At 60.4% G+C, this 15,018-nt stretch carries 11 protein-coding genes and 1 pseudogene; 2 read left to right on the plus strand and 10 right to left on the minus strand.

Features of this window, described 5'->3' with window-relative positions; translation table 11 throughout:
• Window positions 1-32 precede the first annotated feature (32 nt).
• On the minus strand, window positions 33-479 hold the full coding sequence (gene azu / locus AC1D1M_RS09070) for an azurin (protein ID WP_007982021.1): 447 nt from the start codon (window positions 477-479) through the stop codon (window positions 33-35).
• A gap of 343 nt (window positions 480-822) precedes the next feature.
• Here azu and AC1D1M_RS09075 point away from each other — a divergent pair, with 343 nt between their 5' ends.
• The gene (locus tag AC1D1M_RS09075; protein ID WP_477775376.1) at window positions 823-1,410 is read left to right on the plus strand and encodes an LOG family protein; all 588 of its coding nucleotides are present in this window, start codon (window positions 823-825) and stop codon (window positions 1,408-1,410) included.
• 68 nt (window positions 1,411-1,478) lie between these two features.
• Window positions 1,479-1,658, plus strand: coding sequence for a hypothetical protein (locus tag AC1D1M_RS09080; protein WP_007973286.1), 180 nt, complete (start codon window positions 1,479-1,481; stop codon window positions 1,656-1,658).
• A 125-nt stretch (window positions 1,659-1,783) separates the two neighbouring features.
• Here the strand turns inward: AC1D1M_RS09080 and AC1D1M_RS09085 are convergent, their stop codons facing one another.
• The 9 genes and pseudogenes from AC1D1M_RS09085 to rpsF form a co-directional block, all read right to left on the minus strand.
• Window positions 1,784-2,674 (minus strand): transglutaminase family protein, encoded by an 891-nt coding sequence (locus AC1D1M_RS09085; RefSeq protein WP_477775377.1) that lies wholly within the window; start codon window positions 2,672-2,674, stop codon window positions 1,784-1,786.
• On the minus strand, window positions 2,674-5,160 hold the full coding sequence (locus AC1D1M_RS09090) for a circularly permuted type 2 ATP-grasp protein (protein WP_477775378.1): 2,487 nt from the start codon (window positions 5,158-5,160) through the stop codon (window positions 2,674-2,676). Before AC1D1M_RS09090 ends, AC1D1M_RS09085 begins: the two co-directional genes overlap by 1 nt.
• A gap of 88 nt (window positions 5,161-5,248) precedes the next feature.
• Window positions 5,249-8,524: a transglutaminase family protein gene (locus tag AC1D1M_RS09095; protein ID WP_477775379.1), complete on the minus strand. Its 3,276-nt coding sequence runs from the start codon at window positions 8,522-8,524 to the stop codon at window positions 5,249-5,251.
• A 302-nt stretch (window positions 8,525-8,826) separates the two neighbouring features.
• Window positions 8,827-11,130 carry a YgiQ family radical SAM protein gene (locus AC1D1M_RS09100; protein ID WP_007994999.1) on the minus strand — a complete coding sequence of 768 codons (2,304 nt, stop codon included), beginning with the start codon at window positions 11,128-11,130 and terminating at the stop codon, window positions 8,827-8,829.
• Window positions 11,131-11,282: 152 nt separating this feature from the next.
• Window positions 11,283-12,551: pseudogene (dnaB, locus tag AC1D1M_RS09105) on the minus strand (replicative DNA helicase); the annotation flags it as partial.
• A 108-nt stretch (window positions 12,552-12,659) separates the two neighbouring features.
• On the minus strand, window positions 12,660-13,106 hold the full coding sequence (rplI, locus tag AC1D1M_RS09110) for a 50S ribosomal protein L9 (protein WP_007973276.1): 447 nt from the start codon (window positions 13,104-13,106) through the stop codon (window positions 12,660-12,662).
• A 19-nt stretch (window positions 13,107-13,125) separates the two neighbouring features.
• Window positions 13,126-14,019, minus strand: coding sequence for a hypothetical protein (locus AC1D1M_RS09115; protein WP_477775380.1), 894 nt, complete (start codon window positions 14,017-14,019; stop codon window positions 13,126-13,128).
• A gap of 36 nt (window positions 14,020-14,055) precedes the next feature.
• The gene (rpsR, locus tag AC1D1M_RS09120; RefSeq protein ID WP_002551829.1) at window positions 14,056-14,286 is read right to left on the minus strand and encodes a 30S ribosomal protein S18; all 231 of its coding nucleotides are present in this window, start codon (window positions 14,284-14,286) and stop codon (window positions 14,056-14,058) included.
• 28 nt (window positions 14,287-14,314) lie between these two features.
• On the minus strand, window positions 14,315-14,737 hold the full coding sequence (rpsF, locus tag AC1D1M_RS09125) for a 30S ribosomal protein S6 (protein WP_007982042.1): 423 nt from the start codon (window positions 14,735-14,737) through the stop codon (window positions 14,315-14,317).
• Between the last annotated feature and the right edge of the window lie 281 nt (window positions 14,738-15,018).

Raw genomic sequence — 15,018 nt, forward strand, 5'->3', positions numbered from 1 at the left:
CGATGCTTCTGGCCCCTTCGCGGTGTGCCTGATTACTTCAGGGTAACGGTGCCTTTCATCATCGAGATGTGGCCCGGGAACGAGCAGAAGAAACCGTATTTTTCAGCGGCATCGAGCTTGGACACGTCGAAGGTCACCGAATCGGTTTCCTTGGCGCCGATGATCTTGGTGTGGGCGATCACGCGGGCGTCGCCCTCTTTCAGGTAGTTCTTGTCGATGCCGGCGCTCAGGCCATCGGTGGCGATCGGCTGCATGTCGGCTTCTTTACTCAGCACCCAATTATGGCCCATGACGTTCTTCGGCAAGCTGCCGGAGTGCTTGAGTTCCACGGTAAACGTCTTGCAGCTCTTGTCGATTTCAATGGCCTTCGTGTCGAAAGACATCTGGTCGGTGGAGTCAATGGTGGTCTTGCACTCGGCAGCCATCAGTTGGCTGCTGGCCAGTGTCAACAGGGATACCGCAACAAGTTTGGCAAACATGGTGAATCTCCAAGGCAGGGTTAACGAAATCGCGAATGGACAGAAGACTGCCTGAAAACTTCGCAAGTTCATATGACTTGAATCAAAAATTGTATACAACTTTCGAGCTATGACGCTGATGCAAATTATCTACCGGCCAAGCGTCTGGCCCGGCCCTATCATCAGACCGTCCCCTTCAAATGGAGCGTCTGTCATGTCGATTAACAGCTTATTGTGCAGCTTGCTCGCCGCCTATGCCTGCGGCGCCAGCGGTACATACGAAACGCCAGAACTCGAAGTCTAGCCCTTGGAGTGCCGTGCGCCTGCCTTTACTCTGTGACCCTGATCGACCATGGAGCAAGGCATGTCTTTAACATCTGTTTGTGTATTTTGTGGTGCCAGCACCGGCACCAACCCGGCTTATCGTGAAGCGGCTGTGGCCTTGGGCCAGGCATTGGCCGAGCGCAAGCTGACCCTCGTTTATGGCGGCGGCGCCGTAGGCCTGATGGGCATCGTCGCTGATGCGGCCCTGGCGGCCGGTGGTGAAGTGATCGGCATCATCCCGCAAAGCCTCAAGGACAAGGAAATCGGCCACAGCGGCCTGACTCGCCTGGAAGTCGTCGATGGCATGCACGCGCGCAAGGCGCGGATGGCCGAGCTCAGCGATGCCTTTATCGCACTGCCCGGTGGCCTTGGCACCCTGGAAGAACTGTTTGAAGTATGGACCTGGGGCCAGCTCGGCTACCACGGCAAACCGCTGGGTTTGCTGGAAGTGAACGGTTTCTACAGCAAATTGACGTCTTTTCTCGATCATATCGTCGGCGAAGGCTTCGTTCGCGGGCAGCACCGTGACATGCTGCAAGTGAGCGAATCACCGCAAACCCTGCTCGATGCTCTGGATGCCTGGCAACCGTCCGTAGCGCCAAAATGGGCCGAGCAAAAACCCAGCTAACGGCTCGGCACCGATACAGGGCAGAATATGCGCCGCTCAACCTCACCTTCGACCCAAGAGGATCGCCCATGGCCAAACCTAATTATTCCTTCGCCAAACGTCAGAGAGACTTGGCCAAGGAGCAGAAGAAAGAGGAAAAGCTTCAGCGCAAGAAAGCTACAGCTGAAGAAGCGGCACTGAACCCTGAGGGTGAAGTGGCGGCAGAAGACGATGTTGATGCACCGAAAGACTCGGCGCCAGACGCCTGAGAACCTCCGGGCCGGTTGATCTGATCAGGCCCACAGGATCTGTGTCCAGGGTTGGCAGCTTTGCTGCCGACCCTCACAGGCCAATCGAATGACTCCAAGACACCGCAATCCCACATTGATCTGCATTACTCCAGTGGCATCACCGTTACCCGAACTTCCGGATCGTGATTGCCCCCGCCCAGAATCACCCCCCGCAACGGCGACACATCGGAAAAATCCCGGCCCCAGGCCAGGGTAATGTGCTCCAGTGCTGGCTGCACATTGTTGGTCGGATCAAAATCCACCCACCCCAGCACCGGGCAAAACACCGAGACCCAGGCGTGGGACGCATCGGCACCGATCAAGCGTGGCTGGCCCGGCGGTGGCTGGGTCAGCAGGTAGCCGCTGATGTAGCGCGCCGCCAACCCTCTGGAACGTACGCAGGCGAGCATCAGGTGGGCAAAGTCCTGGCAGACCCCGCGCCGGCGCTCCAGCACCTCGACCAGCGGCGTCGCCACCTGGGTCGCTTCGGCATCGAAGGTGAACTCGTTGAAGATTTTCTCCATCAGAGCCTGCACGCCGAGCAACAACGCCTGACCGGGCGGAAAACAGCTTTGCGAGAACTCGACAAAGTTTTTCTTCAAATGCACGTACGGAGATTCAAACCGGTATCGACAGGCTTCGAGTAGCTCGGGCGACAGCGGTTGGCTGCTGTAGGTCAGCGCGCTACGCGTCTCTTCCCACGCTGGCGACAGACTGAAGTCCAACGCAGGTCGGGGCAGCACCTCAATGGTCAGGCTGGCGTTGACCAGTAATTCATCGTGGGGACGCTCGAACGCCAGCCGGGTCAGCGGATTGCCGAATACATCCAGCTCATCGCGACGCGAGGTCGGCTGCGGGCTGATCTGCAATTGCCGGTCGGTGCAGCGCTGCCAGGCACAAGGCCGCGGCCACAGATGCGCCAGTTGCTGGGCCAGGGACACCGGGCTGTCATAGTGATAATGGGTGTCGTGGAAAATCTGGTAGTGAGCGCTCATCAGACGGACACCGTGCGCTGGCTGACATCATCGACATGGGCGAAATGCCGTAGCGCCAGGCGATCGGAAACCTGCCCGCTGGCGTCGGCGATCTCTTGCAGCAGCGCGGCCAGCCCTTCGATGGCAGCGCGAACACTCGCGTCGCCGAACAGCGGGTTTTCCAGGCAGCCAAGGTCGAATCGCGCCAGACGCTCGACCAATTGCGGTAGCGCTGCTTCACGCGGCACGCCAAAGTCATCGTTGAGGCGTTTGAGGGTGCGGGTCACCAGTTTCAACTGGAACAACACGGCATGAGGGTTCTGCTCGTCGAGCAACAACAGGTCGAGCACCGGGATCAGCTGCGCCACCGCCAGGTAGCGAGAACGATAGGTGATGCTGCTGTTGCCCAGTTCCAGCAACCATTCCAGCCCGGCCTGATCGAAAGCCCCAGCGCCCCGAAGGAACGCCGCCAGGCTGCCGCTGAGAAATTGCAGGCGCTCGATCCGCCGGCCAATCATCAGGAAACGCCAGCCTTCGTCCCGGGTCATGTCGTCCAGGGCAAAGCCGGACAACGCCGCCAGGGACATCACCAGACGGTTGAGGAAATCCAGCAACTCGCCGAAATCCGGCTCTTCGGTTTCCAGTTCCATGGCTTCGCGCTGCAACTCCACCAGCGCCTGCCAGTTTTCCCGCGAGAGCTTGCCGCGCACCTGTGAAGCGGCCCACTGCAAACGTTGCAGGTTGGAACGCAGGCTGAACGGCCAGTCATCGCCGAGCAACGCCGCCAACAGGCGCTCCGGCAACTCGCCCTCCTCGGGCAGCAGCATCAGCCGTTCGCCGAGTTCCACTGCTGCCTGCAGGGCTTGCGGGTCGTCGCCGTCGACATAGCGCGCCAGCATGATGCGCAGCAAACGGGCACTGTCATCGCAACGTTCGCAGTAACGACCAAACCAGAACAGGTTTTCCACCACCCGCGATGGCAGGTACGGATCGCGCCGCACCAGGTCATGTACACCGATGTTGCGCTGGGCCTTCCATTGTTCGCCGCTGGGCGCACGATCGCCCAGCACCCAGGTGTCCTTGCTGGCGCCGCCTCGCTGCATCGACACCACTTCGGCATCGGCTTGCGCGGCGACCCGGGTCAAGCCACCGGGCAGCACCCGGTATCCCTCGCGGCTGGCCACCGCATACACGCGCATGCCGATGGCACGGGGTTGCAGTTGACCGTCTTCGGCTTGCCAGATCGGTGCCTGGGACAACTGCGCAAGTTCTTGCGCGACATACGCGTATGGCCGTGCCTGCATGCGCTCGGCGAGCTCCTGGCGCTGTTTTTCACTCAAATCACGGCCAAATACCGGAGCAAAACTCTGGGACGGAAATGCCGGTTTGATCAGCAACTCCGGCAGTTTTTCCAGGGCCTGGGCCAATACCGGCGCTTCACCGCACCACCAGGTGGCGATGGACGGCAGGATCAGTTCTTCGCCGAACAGGAATTGATTGATCCTCGGCAGGAAACCCAACAATCCGGGCGATTCCAGCACACCGCTGCCGAGAGCATTGGCCACCAGCACCCGCCCCTGCCGCACGGCCTCAAGCAGGCCCGGCACGCCGAGGGCTGAATCGGTACGCAACTCCAGCGGGTCGCAGAAATCATCGTCGAGCCGGCGCATGATCGCGTGCACCCGGCGCAGACCACTCAGGGTCTTCAGGTAGACCGTCGCATCGCGCACCGTCAGGTCGCCGCCCTCCACCAGTGGGTAGCCGAGCTGACGCGCCAAGTACAAATGTTCGAAATAGCTTTCGTTGAAACGCCCCGGTGTCAGCAGCACTACCAATGGCGCGTCCCCGTCACTCGGGGCCTGACGGGCCAGGGTTTCCTGCAAGGTGCGAAAGAACCCGGCCAGGTGCTGCACTTTCAGATCGCGGTACAACTCGGGAAACGCCCGGGACACAATCGTGCGGTTTTCCAGCGCATACCCGGCACCCGAAGGCGCCTGGGTACGATCCGCCGTCACCCACCAACGACCATCGGGTGTGCGCGCCAGATCCACGGCATACAGATGCAGAAAGGCTCCGTCAGGCGGGCTGATGCCCTGACAGGGCCAAAGGAAGTTGTTGTGACCGAACACCAGCTCGGCGGGCAGAAGACCTTCGGCAATCAGCCGTTGCGGACCGTAAAGGTCAGCCAGCACGGCATTGAGCAAGCGCGCCCGCTGAGCGATGCCGGCCGACAACTGTTGCCACTCATCGGCTGCGATCACATGGGGTAGCAGATCCAGTTCCCATGGCCGATCCGCTCCCTTGGGATCGGCATAGACGTTGTAGGTAACGCCGTTTTCCTGGATTTGCCGGGTCAGCAGGGCCTGGCGCTGTACCAGTTGCGCCGGCGTGCTGCGTTGCAACTGCTCGAACAGCCGTCGCCAGTGCGGGCGCACGGCGCCACTGTCGTCGAGCATTTCGTGATAGGTGCCCGCCGTCAGCGGGTAGCGGTCTAGCAGGTCAGGCATGGAAAGCTCGGCAGACAGCAATGAAGGGTCAGACTAACGCAGGCTCATGACGCCCGGATATACGRAAAATCCGGGCGTCGCGTACGGTTTAGAAACGTCGCAAATCGAGCGTCATCGGTAGCTCATCGTTAGTTTCCAGATTGGGTACAGGAAGTTTCCCCGGCGTGTGTCCGATGCGGAAGAAGCGCGCCATCCGTCGGCTCTCGGCCTCGTTGGCATTGACCGGCAAGCTGTCGTAATTGCGCCCGCCCGGGTGGGCGACGTGGTATTGGCAGCCGCCCAGCGAACGCTGCATCCAGGTATCGAGCAGGTCAAATACCAGCGGCGCGTGTACCGGGATGGTCGGTTGCAGGCAGTTGGCCGGTTGCCAGGCGCGAAATCTCACGCCAGCGACGAATTCGCCTACACGCCCGGTGGGCTGCAATGGCACCGGGATGCCGTTGCAGGTCAGCAGATAACGCTGGGGCGGCAAGCCGCTGAGCTTGACCTGCAAACGCTCCAGCGACGAATCCACGTAACGCACCGTGCCGCCCATGGCGCCCTCTTCGCCCAGCACATGCCAGGGCTCCAGCGCCTGGCGCAGTTCCAGTGCAATACCACTGACGGCGTAATCGCCAACCTTGGGAAAACGGAACTCCAGATGCGCGGCGAACCATTCGGACCGCACCGGATAACCAGCGGCGTTGAGGTCGACGATGACATCGGCGAAATCTTGTTCGATAAAGTGTGGCAACAGGAAGCGATCGTGCAGCTCCGTGCCCCAGCGTGCCAGCTTCGGCGGTGCATAGGGTTCGCGCCAGAACCGCGCGACCAGCGCCCGCAGCAACAATTGTTGCGCCAGGCTCATGCGCGCATGGGGCGGCATCTCGAACGCACGCAGCTCCAGCAACCCGAGGCGCCCGGTGGCACCGTCCGGCGAATAGAGTTTGTCGATGCAGAACTCGGCGCGGTGGGTGTTGCCGGTCACATCGATCAGCAGATTGCGCAGCAGTCGATCCACCAGCCATGGCGGGCATTCCTCACCCGCTTCAGGCATTTGTGCGAAAGCAATTTCCAGTTCGTACAAGGCATCGTTGCGTGCTTCATCGACGCGGGGGGCCTGGGACGTCGGGCCGATGAACAATCCGGAAAACAGGTAGGACAGCGACGGATGGTTGTGCCAATAGCTGATCAGGCTGCGCAGCAGATCCGGGCGACGCAGAAACGGTGAGTCCCCCGGGGTCGCGCCACCCAGCACGAAATGGTTACCGCCACCCGTACCGGTGTGCCGGCCGTCGATCATGAATTTCTCGGTGGTCAGCCGGGTCTGGCGCGCTTCTTCGTAGAGGAATTCGGTGCGCTCGACCAATTCATCCCAGGTCGCGGACGGTTGCACGTTGACCTCGATCACCCCCGGATCCGGGGTGATGCGGAAGTTGCTCAGGCGTGGATCGCTCGGCGGCTCATAGCCCTCCAGCAATACCGGACACAATAGTTCTTCAGCGGTGGCTTCAATGGCCGCGACCAGTTCGAGGTAGTCCTCGACCCGCTCCAGCGGCGGCATGAACAGGTACAACCGGCCTTCCCGCGCCTCGGCGCAGAAGGCGGTGCGGGTCAGCCAGTCGGCGGATTCGTCGATCTTCGGTGCGCGCTCTTGCACCTCGGCAGTCTCGCTTTGGCTTTGCAGTTGCGCGGTGTCGGGCAGCGGCGGGAAGTCCTGATTCGGGTCTTGCGGATGAATGAACGGATATTCCGCCGCTTTCACCCAGGGTTGCGAACCCAGCGGCAAGCGATAGCCCAACGGTGAGTCCCCCGGCACCAGACGGCAGTGCTCGTCGCGCAGATACCAGCGCCCGCTCTGCCACTGGTCGCCCTTGGCGGTGCGCGCCAGCGGCAGGACCTGGCCGATGACCTTGTCCAAGCCTTGACTGAAGACCTTGCGCAGACGCTCACGCTCCAAAGGCTCTTCCAGACGTGAGTCTTCGGCACTGACGTTTTGCGGCAGCATCCCTTCGCGCCAGAGGTAATAGAAATTGTCTTCGTAGGCCGCAAACACAAAGCGTGTCGGAATCTTCAGGCGTTCGGCGACACTCGCCAGAAAACGCCCGGCCAGTGCGCCATCCGCGCCGTAGTCTTTCTGTTCGTCGGCGATCAGCGCGCTGTTGTGCCAGATCGGCACGCCGTCACGGCGCCAGTAGCAATTGAGCGACCAACGCGGCAGTTGCTCACCGGGATACCACTTGCCCTGCCCGAAATGCACCAGCCCCTTGGGTGCGTAGTGTTTACGCATGCGCTGGAACAGTTCGGCGGACAAGCGCCGTTTATCCGGCCCCAGTGCGGCGGTATTCCACTCGGCACCATCAGGGTCATCAATGGACACAAAGGTCGGCTCGCCACCCATGGTCAGGCGCACATCGCCGTCCAGCAAGTCAGCATCGATCTGTCGGCCCAGGGCTTGAATCGCTAGCCACTGGTCGTCGGTGTAGGGCTTGGTGACCCGTGGTGCCTCCCAAATCCGCTCCACGGACATTTCGTGGCTGAATTCGCACTCGCACGGCTCCACCAAGCCACTGATCGGCGCCGCAGAAGACGGATCGGGACTGCAGGCCAACGGAATATGCCCTTCCCCGGCAAACAGCCCGGAGGTCGCGTCCAGGCCAATCCAGCCGGCACCGGGCAAGTACACTTCGCACCAGGCATGCAGATCGGTGAAATCCACGTCGGTGCCGGACGGACCGTCGAGACTTTTGACGTCGGCGGTCAGCTGGATCAGGTAGCCCGACACGAAACGCGCCGCCAGCCCCAGGTTGCGCAGCAGTTGCACCAGTAACCAGGCGGAATCACGACACGAACCGGAGGCCTGTGCGAGGGTGTGCTCAGGTGTTTGTACGCCGGGCTCCATGCGGATCAGGTAGTCGATGTCTTCGCTCAGGCGCTGGTTGAGCGCGACGAGAAAGTCCACGGCGGGCAACGGTGTGCGGTCGATGCCGTCCAGATAGGCCTTGAACTTCGGCGTCAGGGGCAGGGTTTCCAGGTATGGCGCCAGCTCCTTGCGCTCATCGACGGCATAGGCGAAGGGGATTTTTTCTGCATAGGGTTCGAGGAAGAAGTCGAATGGATTGAAGATCGCCATTTCTGCCAGCAGATCAACCTCGATTCGCAATTCCTCGGTTTTCTCCGGGAACACCAGTCGCGCCAGGTAATTACCCTGAGGGTCCTGCTGCCAGTTGATGAAGTGCTGTTCGGGCGAGACTTTCAGCGCATAGGACAGAATCCGCGTGCGGCTGTGAGCGGCGGGACGCAGGCGAACGATCTGCGGGCCGAGCTCGACAGCGCGGTCATAGCGGTAATGCGTGACGTGGTGCAATGCGACATGAATCGACACGGCGTGCCTCCTGCGAGCCTTGAGCGTATGGGAAAGCGCGCAAGAGTTATGCCATCCAGCAACGCTGGCGCTTTCTTCGGTTGCCTGAGGCAGTACAGCACCAAAATCGGGCGATGCAGGAAAATGGTTGAGAGCGTTTGCACGAATATGTCGCGAAGATCGAAAGATCGCAGCCTTCGGCAGCTCCTACATATGTACGCATTACCAATGTAGGAGCTGCCGAAGGCTGCGATCTCTTGTTGTTCAGGCACAAAAAAAAACGCCAACCCGAAGGTTGGCGTTCTGTTCAGCTCAAGCGAGGCCTAGCGCGGCACGACCGGCTTGCGGGTCGGTTTGGGGCCTTTGCCCTTGGCCGCGTCCTTGCGTTCCTTGGCCGCCTGCTGGTTGCGGGCGAACGCCGCTGCCTTGGCCTGTTCGCGCTTGTCCCACGGGTTGCCGCCATCGCTGGCACGCGGTGGCAGGCCGGTGTGCTGGGTCAGGATCTTGGTGGTCTTTTCCCCTGCAACCTTGTGGCTGCCGGCCGGCGTCGAATTCTTGCGACGGGCGCTCTGGTAGCTGTCGGTCGATGGCTGGTGCAAAGGAATCAGCTGGTTCTTGCCTGGCCCGATCAGGTCGGCGCGGCCCATGCGGGTCAACGCTTCACGCAGCATCGGCCAGCCTTTCGGGTCGTGATAACGCAAGAACGCCTTGTGCAGACGACGCTGCTCTTCGCTCTTGACGATGGTCACCGCGTCACTCTTGTAAGTGACCTTGCGCAGCGGGTTCTTGCCCGAGTGGTACATTGCGGTGGCGGTGGCCATCGGCGACGGGTAGAACGCCTGCACCTGGTCGGCACGAAAACCATTGCCCTTGAGCCACAGGGCCAGGTTCATCATGTCTTCATCGGTGGTGCCCGGGTGGGCGGCGATGAAGTACGGGATCAGGTACTGCTCTTTGCCCGCTTCCTTCGAATACTTCTCGAACATGCGCTTGAACTTGTCATAGCTGCCGATGCCCGGTTTCATCATCTGGTTGAGCGGACCTTCCTCGGTGTGTTCCGGGGCGATCTTCAGGTAGCCACCGACGTGGTGGGTCACCAGTTCCTTGACGTACTCCGGCGATTCGACCGCCAGGTCATAGCGCAGGCCGGAAGCGATCAGGATCTTCTTCACACCCGGCAACTCACGGGCGCTGCGGTACAGCTGGATCAGCGCCGAGTGGTCGGTGTTCAGGTTCGGGCAGATGCCTGGGAACACGCACGATGGCTTGCGGCACGCGGATTCGATTTCCGGGCTCTTGCAGGCAATGCGGTACATGTTCGCGGTCGGGCCGCCGAGGTCGGAGATCACGCCGGTAAAGCCCGGGACCTTGTCACGAATTTCTTCGATCTCGCGAATGATCGACTCGTGGGAACGGTTCTGGATGATCCGGCCTTCGTGCTCGGTGATCGAGCAGAAGGTGCAGCCGCCGAAGCAGCCACGCATGATGTTCACCGAGAAGCGGATCATGTCGTAGGCCGGGATTTTTTCCTTGCCGTACGCCGGGTGCGGAATGCGCGCATAAGGCATGCCGAACACGTAGTCCATTTCTTCGGTGGTCATCGGAATCGGTGGCGGGTTGAACCAGACGTCCACTTCGCCGTGCTTCTGCACCAGCGCACGGGCGTTGCCCGGGTTGGTTTCCAGGTGCAGCACCCGGTTGGCGTGAGCGTAAAGCACCGCATCGTTGCGGACCTTTTCCACGGACGGCAAACGGATAACGGTCTTGTCGCGGGTCATGCGCGGGCTGGCCAGGATCTGCACGACCTTGGCTTCCTGCGGGTCTTCGACCGGGCCTTTTTCCTGCTCGATGGCGCAGGCCTGGGTGTCCTGGGTGTTGACGTACGGGTTGATGATCTTGTCGATCTTGCCCGGACGGTCGATGCGCGTGGAATCGACTTCGTACCAGCCTTGCGGCGTGTCACGACGGATGAACGCGGTACCGCGCACGTCGGTGATGTCTTCGATCTTGTGACCGTAGGACAGACGCTGGGCGACCTCGACGATGGCCCGCTCGGCGTTGCCGTAAAGCAGGATGTCGGCGCTGGCGTCGATCAGGATCGAGTTGCGCACACGGTCTTGCCAGTAGTCGTAGTGGGCGATACGGCGCAGGGACGCTTCGATGCCGCCGAGCACGATCGGCACGTGCTTGTAGGCTTCCTTGCAGCGCTGGCTGTAAACCAGGCTGGCGCGGTCCGGACGCTTGCCCGCCAGGCCACCCGGCGTGTAGGCGTCGTCGGAACGGATTTTCTTGTCCGCGGTGTAGCGGTTGATCATCGAGTCCATGTTGCCGGCCGCGACACCGAAGAACAGGTTCGGCTCGCCGAGCTTCATGAAGTCGTCTTTGGACTGCCAGTTCGGCTGGGCAATGATCCCGACGCGGAAGCCCTGGGACTCCAGCAGCCGGCCGATGATCGCCATGCCGAACGACGGGTGGTCGACGTAGGCATCACCGGTGACGATGATGATGTCGCACGAATCCCAGCCGAGCTGATCCATCTCCTCCCTGCTCATGGGCAGGAACGGCGCTGGCCCGAAACATTCGGCCCAGTACTTGGGATAGTCAAATAACGGCTTGGCTGCTTGCATGTCGATAACCGGTGTTGGCTTTCATTGAATTTCGCGGGCGCGGAATATAGCACAAATTTTGACCAATTCCGACGGCTATGGTCGGAAATTGCGGTGACCCCATCGCGAGCAAGCTCGCTCCCACAGGTTCAATGTGATCCCTGTGGGAGCGTGCCCTTGTGCTCGGTTTCCGGGTGATACACCTCGTCGCGATAAACGAACATGATCACGTCGGCGTCCTGCTCGATCGCTCCGGATTCCCGCAAGTCGGAGTTCACCGGGCGCTTGTTCGGCCGTTGTTCCAGGGAACGGTTGAGCTGGGACAACGCCACCACCGGGCATTGGAATTCTTTCGCCAGGGCTTTCAGGGACCGGGAGATTTCGGAAATCTCGTTGGTCCGGTTATCACCACTGGAACCCGGGATCTGCATCAGTTGCAGGTAGTCGATCATGATCAAGCCGACTTCGCCATGTTCACGTACCAGACGGCGGGTCCGGGCGCGCATTTCCGACGGGCTGATGCCGGCGGTATCGTCGATGAACAGCTTGCGGTCGTTGAGCAGGTTGACCGCCGAGGTCAGGCGCGGCCAGTCGTCGTCTTCCAGCTGACCGGAACGGACCTTGGTCTGGTCGATACGGCCGAGGGACGAGAGCATACGCATGATCAGCGATTCGCCTGGCATCTCGAGGGAGTAAACCAGAACGGCCTTCTCGCTGCGCAACACGGCGTTTTCCACCAGGTTCATCGCAAAGGTGGTTTTACCCATCGATGGACGGCCGGCGACGATGATCAGGTCGGACGGTTGCAGGCCGCTGGTTTTCTCGTCAAGGTCGGTGTAACCCGTGGACAGGCCAGTGATGGCGTTGTCGGTGTTGAACAAGGTGTCGATGCGGTCGATGGCCTTGGTCAGCAGGTCATTGACGCCCACCGGGCCACCGGTTTTCGGTCGGGCCTCGGCGATCTGGAAGATCTGCCGTTCAGCCTCGTCGAGAATCTCGGCGGCAGTGCGACCTTCAGGGTTGAACGCGCTGTCGGCAATCTCGGTACTGATACCGATCAGCTGGCGCAACGTCGCCCGCTCGCGAACGATCTGCGCATAGGCCTTGATGTTGGCGACGGACGGGGTGTTTTTCGCCAGCTCGCCCAAGTAACCGAGGCCGCCGACCTGTGAAGTCTGACCTTCCTTGTCCAATTGCTCGGACAGGGTCACGACGTCGATCGGCATGTTCTGATCGGCCAGCTTGGCGATCGCACGGAAAATCAGGCGGTGGTCATGTCGATAGAAATCGCCGTCGGAGACTTGATCGAGCACACGCTCCCAGGCGTTGTTGTCCAGCATCAGACCACCGAGTACAGCCTGTTCGGCCTCGATGGAATGCGGCGGCACTTTCAGCGCGGCGGTTTGCAGATCGTATTGCTCAGGAGCGGAGATATCGTTCATGGCCACTTGAAATTGGAAGTTTCAGAAAGACAAAGGGCACGACCTGTAAACAGGATCGTGCCCGATGTTACCGGCAAGCACCCGAGGGTGCCAGCCGACAAGTGCTGCTTAAGCTGCTACCACGACAACGCGTACGGTGGCTTCAACTTCGGCGTGCAGGTGCACGGCTACGTCGAATTCGCCTACGTTGCGGATGGTGCCGTTCGGCAGACGAACTTCGCTCTTCTGCACTTCAACGCCGGAGGCGGTCAGTGCGTCAGCGATGTCGTGAGTACCGATCGAACCGAACAGCTTGCCTTCGTCGCCAGCGGTGGCAGTGATGGTCACTTCCAGCTCGGCCAGTTGGGCAGCGCGGCTTTCAGCCGATGCTTTGCGATCTGCTGCAGCTTTTTCCAGCTCAGCGCGACGTTCTTCGAACGCAGCCAGGTTGGCTGGGGTCGCAGCGGTAGCTTTGCCATAAGGCAGCAGGTAGTTACGACCGTAACCAGCCTTAACGTTCACTTTGTCACCCAGGTTGCCCAGGTTGGTGACTTTTTCCAGAAGGATCAGTTGCATGTGAAAATCCTCTTAACTTTTAACCTTCACCGTTCGCGTTATCGGCATCTTTCGGTGCCGAACGACCGCGAAAATCAATCAGGCTGTCGACGATGGCCAGGACCACCAGCAACGGATAGATCAGTTGCATGAACAGCAACAGCGTCACGTACAACCCCACCAACCAGAACCTGGCCAGTCGCTTCTGCGCCACCAGCCCGTGAATCAGGGCCAGCCCGGCGAACACCAGCGGTACACTGCACAACGGCGTCAACATGGCCATCTGCGGACCGATGTTCGGCCCCAGAAGCATGCACGCCAGCAGCAACATCGCCGGCAACAGCGGGATACGGATGGCGCGAAACTCGCGACCAAAACCGCCCGGGTTGTACAACAACGCCTGCCAGTAGCGCCCGACAAGCAGGCTCAGCAAGCTGACGATTTGCAACAAAGCCGCAATCAGGCCGGTCAGGACCGGTGCAATCAGGGACGCGAAACGCGCTTGTTCGTCTACCGACAACTTCTGGTAGACGTCGCCGAGTAGCGACGGCATGACTTTGATCAAAGCCTGCGCCAGCATCTCGATCTGGGGAGCAAAAGCTGTCCCCAACACCACTGAAAACACCACTCCCATCGCTATGCTGACCAGCAGCACGCGGTTCCAGGACTCGCTTGCGCGCAAAACCAACGCAAGGCTCGCAGACCCCAGCAGCACCAGAAGTGCCCGTGGGTCTTCGGAGTACAGCCACCAGGCCAATGCCGGCAGCAGTCCCAGAGCAAGAACGCCCAGGGCGTCCCTCAATCCGCGCCGCAAGAGCACAAGGCATCCTGCGGCAGCACCCAACCAATACAACAACGGCAATGCCGCGCATCCAGCCACTACGAGAGTGGCCTGCATACGGCCGCGCATGATGAACTCAGCTATGGCCCGCATGCATTCAATCCTTTGCTACGTGTCGACTGCCCGGTCTCAGCGGCCGTGGCTGTCGGTGTAGGCCAGCAGGGCCAGGAAGCGGGCGCGCTTGATAGCGGTGGCCAGCTGACGCTGATAACGAGCTTTGGTACCGGTGATGCGGCTTGGAACAATTTTGCCGGTCTCGGATACATAAGCTTTCAGAGTGTTGAGATCTTTGTAATCGATCTCTTTCACGTCTTCAGCGGTGAAGCGGCAGAATTTACGACGACGGAAGAAACGTGCCATTTGATAGGCTCCTTAAAAGGTCCGTGGATTACTCGTCAGCGTTATCGCTGTTGTCGCTGTCATCACTATCAACGCTTTCAGCGCCTTCGTGCTCAGGACGGTCGCGACGCTCACGGCGCTCACTGCGGTTTTCTTCTGCCTTGAGCATCTCGGACTGGCCGGTAACGGCTTCGTCGCGACGGATGACCAGGTTACGGATCACTGCATCGTTGTAGCGGAAGTTGTCTTCCAGCTCGGCCAGGGCCTTGCCAGTGCACTCAACGTTCAGCATCACGTAGTGAGCCTTGTGAACATTGTTGATTGCGTAGGCCAGTTGACGACGGCCCCAATCTTCCAGACGGTGGATTTTGCCGCCGTCTTCTTCGATCAGCTTGGTGTAACGCTCAACCATGCCGCCGACTTGCTCGCTTTGATCCGGGTGGACCAAAAAGATGATTTCGTAATGACGCATGAATGCTCCTTACGGGTTGTAGCCTGCCGCTCAAAAGCGGTCAGACAAGGAGTGAATGACACTTATGGACTTGCGGACGCTAGACACGTTGGTGCCTGCCATCGCAGCAAGGGGCGCAATTGTAGAGAAGGGGCGAGGGAGGTGCAAGGTAATTGGTGATTATTTGAACAGCCACCCATTCATGTCACACCACAAAACACTGTGGGAGCGAGCTTGCTCGCGATGGGGGCGCAACATTCGACATTAATGCTGAATGTTACGCCGCTATCGCGAGCAGGCTC

The organism is Pseudomonas sp. P1_F7 (assembly GCF_056405655.1).

Bases quoted from the DNA above. Each gene is read 5' to 3' on its own strand.
- azu (WP_007982021.1), bottom strand. From the start codon at position 479: ATGTTTGCCAAACTTGTTGCGGTATCCCTGTTGACACTGGCCAGCAGC.
- AC1D1M_RS09075 (WP_477775376.1), top strand. From the start codon at position 823: ATGTCTTTAACATCTGTTTGTGTATTTTGTGGTGCCAGCACCGGCACC.
- AC1D1M_RS09080 (WP_007973286.1), top strand. From the start codon at position 1,479: ATGGCCAAACCTAATTATTCCTTCGCCAAACGTCAGAGAGACTTGGCC.
- AC1D1M_RS09085 (WP_477775377.1), bottom strand. From the start codon at position 2,674: ATGAGCGCTCACTACCAGATTTTCCACGACACCCATTATCACTATGAC.
- AC1D1M_RS09090 (WP_477775378.1), bottom strand. From the start codon at position 5,160: ATGCCTGACCTGCTAGACCGCTACCCGCTGACGGCGGGCACCTATCAC.
- AC1D1M_RS09100 (WP_007994999.1), bottom strand. From the start codon at position 11,130: ATGCAAGCAGCCAAGCCGTTATTTGACTATCCCAAGTACTGGGCCGAA.
- rplI (WP_007973276.1), bottom strand. From the start codon at position 13,106: ATGCAACTGATCCTTCTGGAAAAAGTCACCAACCTGGGCAACCTGGGT.
- AC1D1M_RS09115 (WP_477775380.1), bottom strand. From the start codon at position 14,019: ATGCGGGCCATAGCTGAGTTCATCATGCGCGGCCGTATGCAGGCCACT.
- rpsR (WP_002551829.1), bottom strand. From the start codon at position 14,286: ATGGCACGTTTCTTCCGTCGTCGTAAATTCTGCCGCTTCACCGCTGAA.
- rpsF (WP_007982042.1), bottom strand. From the start codon at position 14,737: ATGCGTCATTACGAAATCATCTTTTTGGTCCACCCGGATCAAAGCGAG.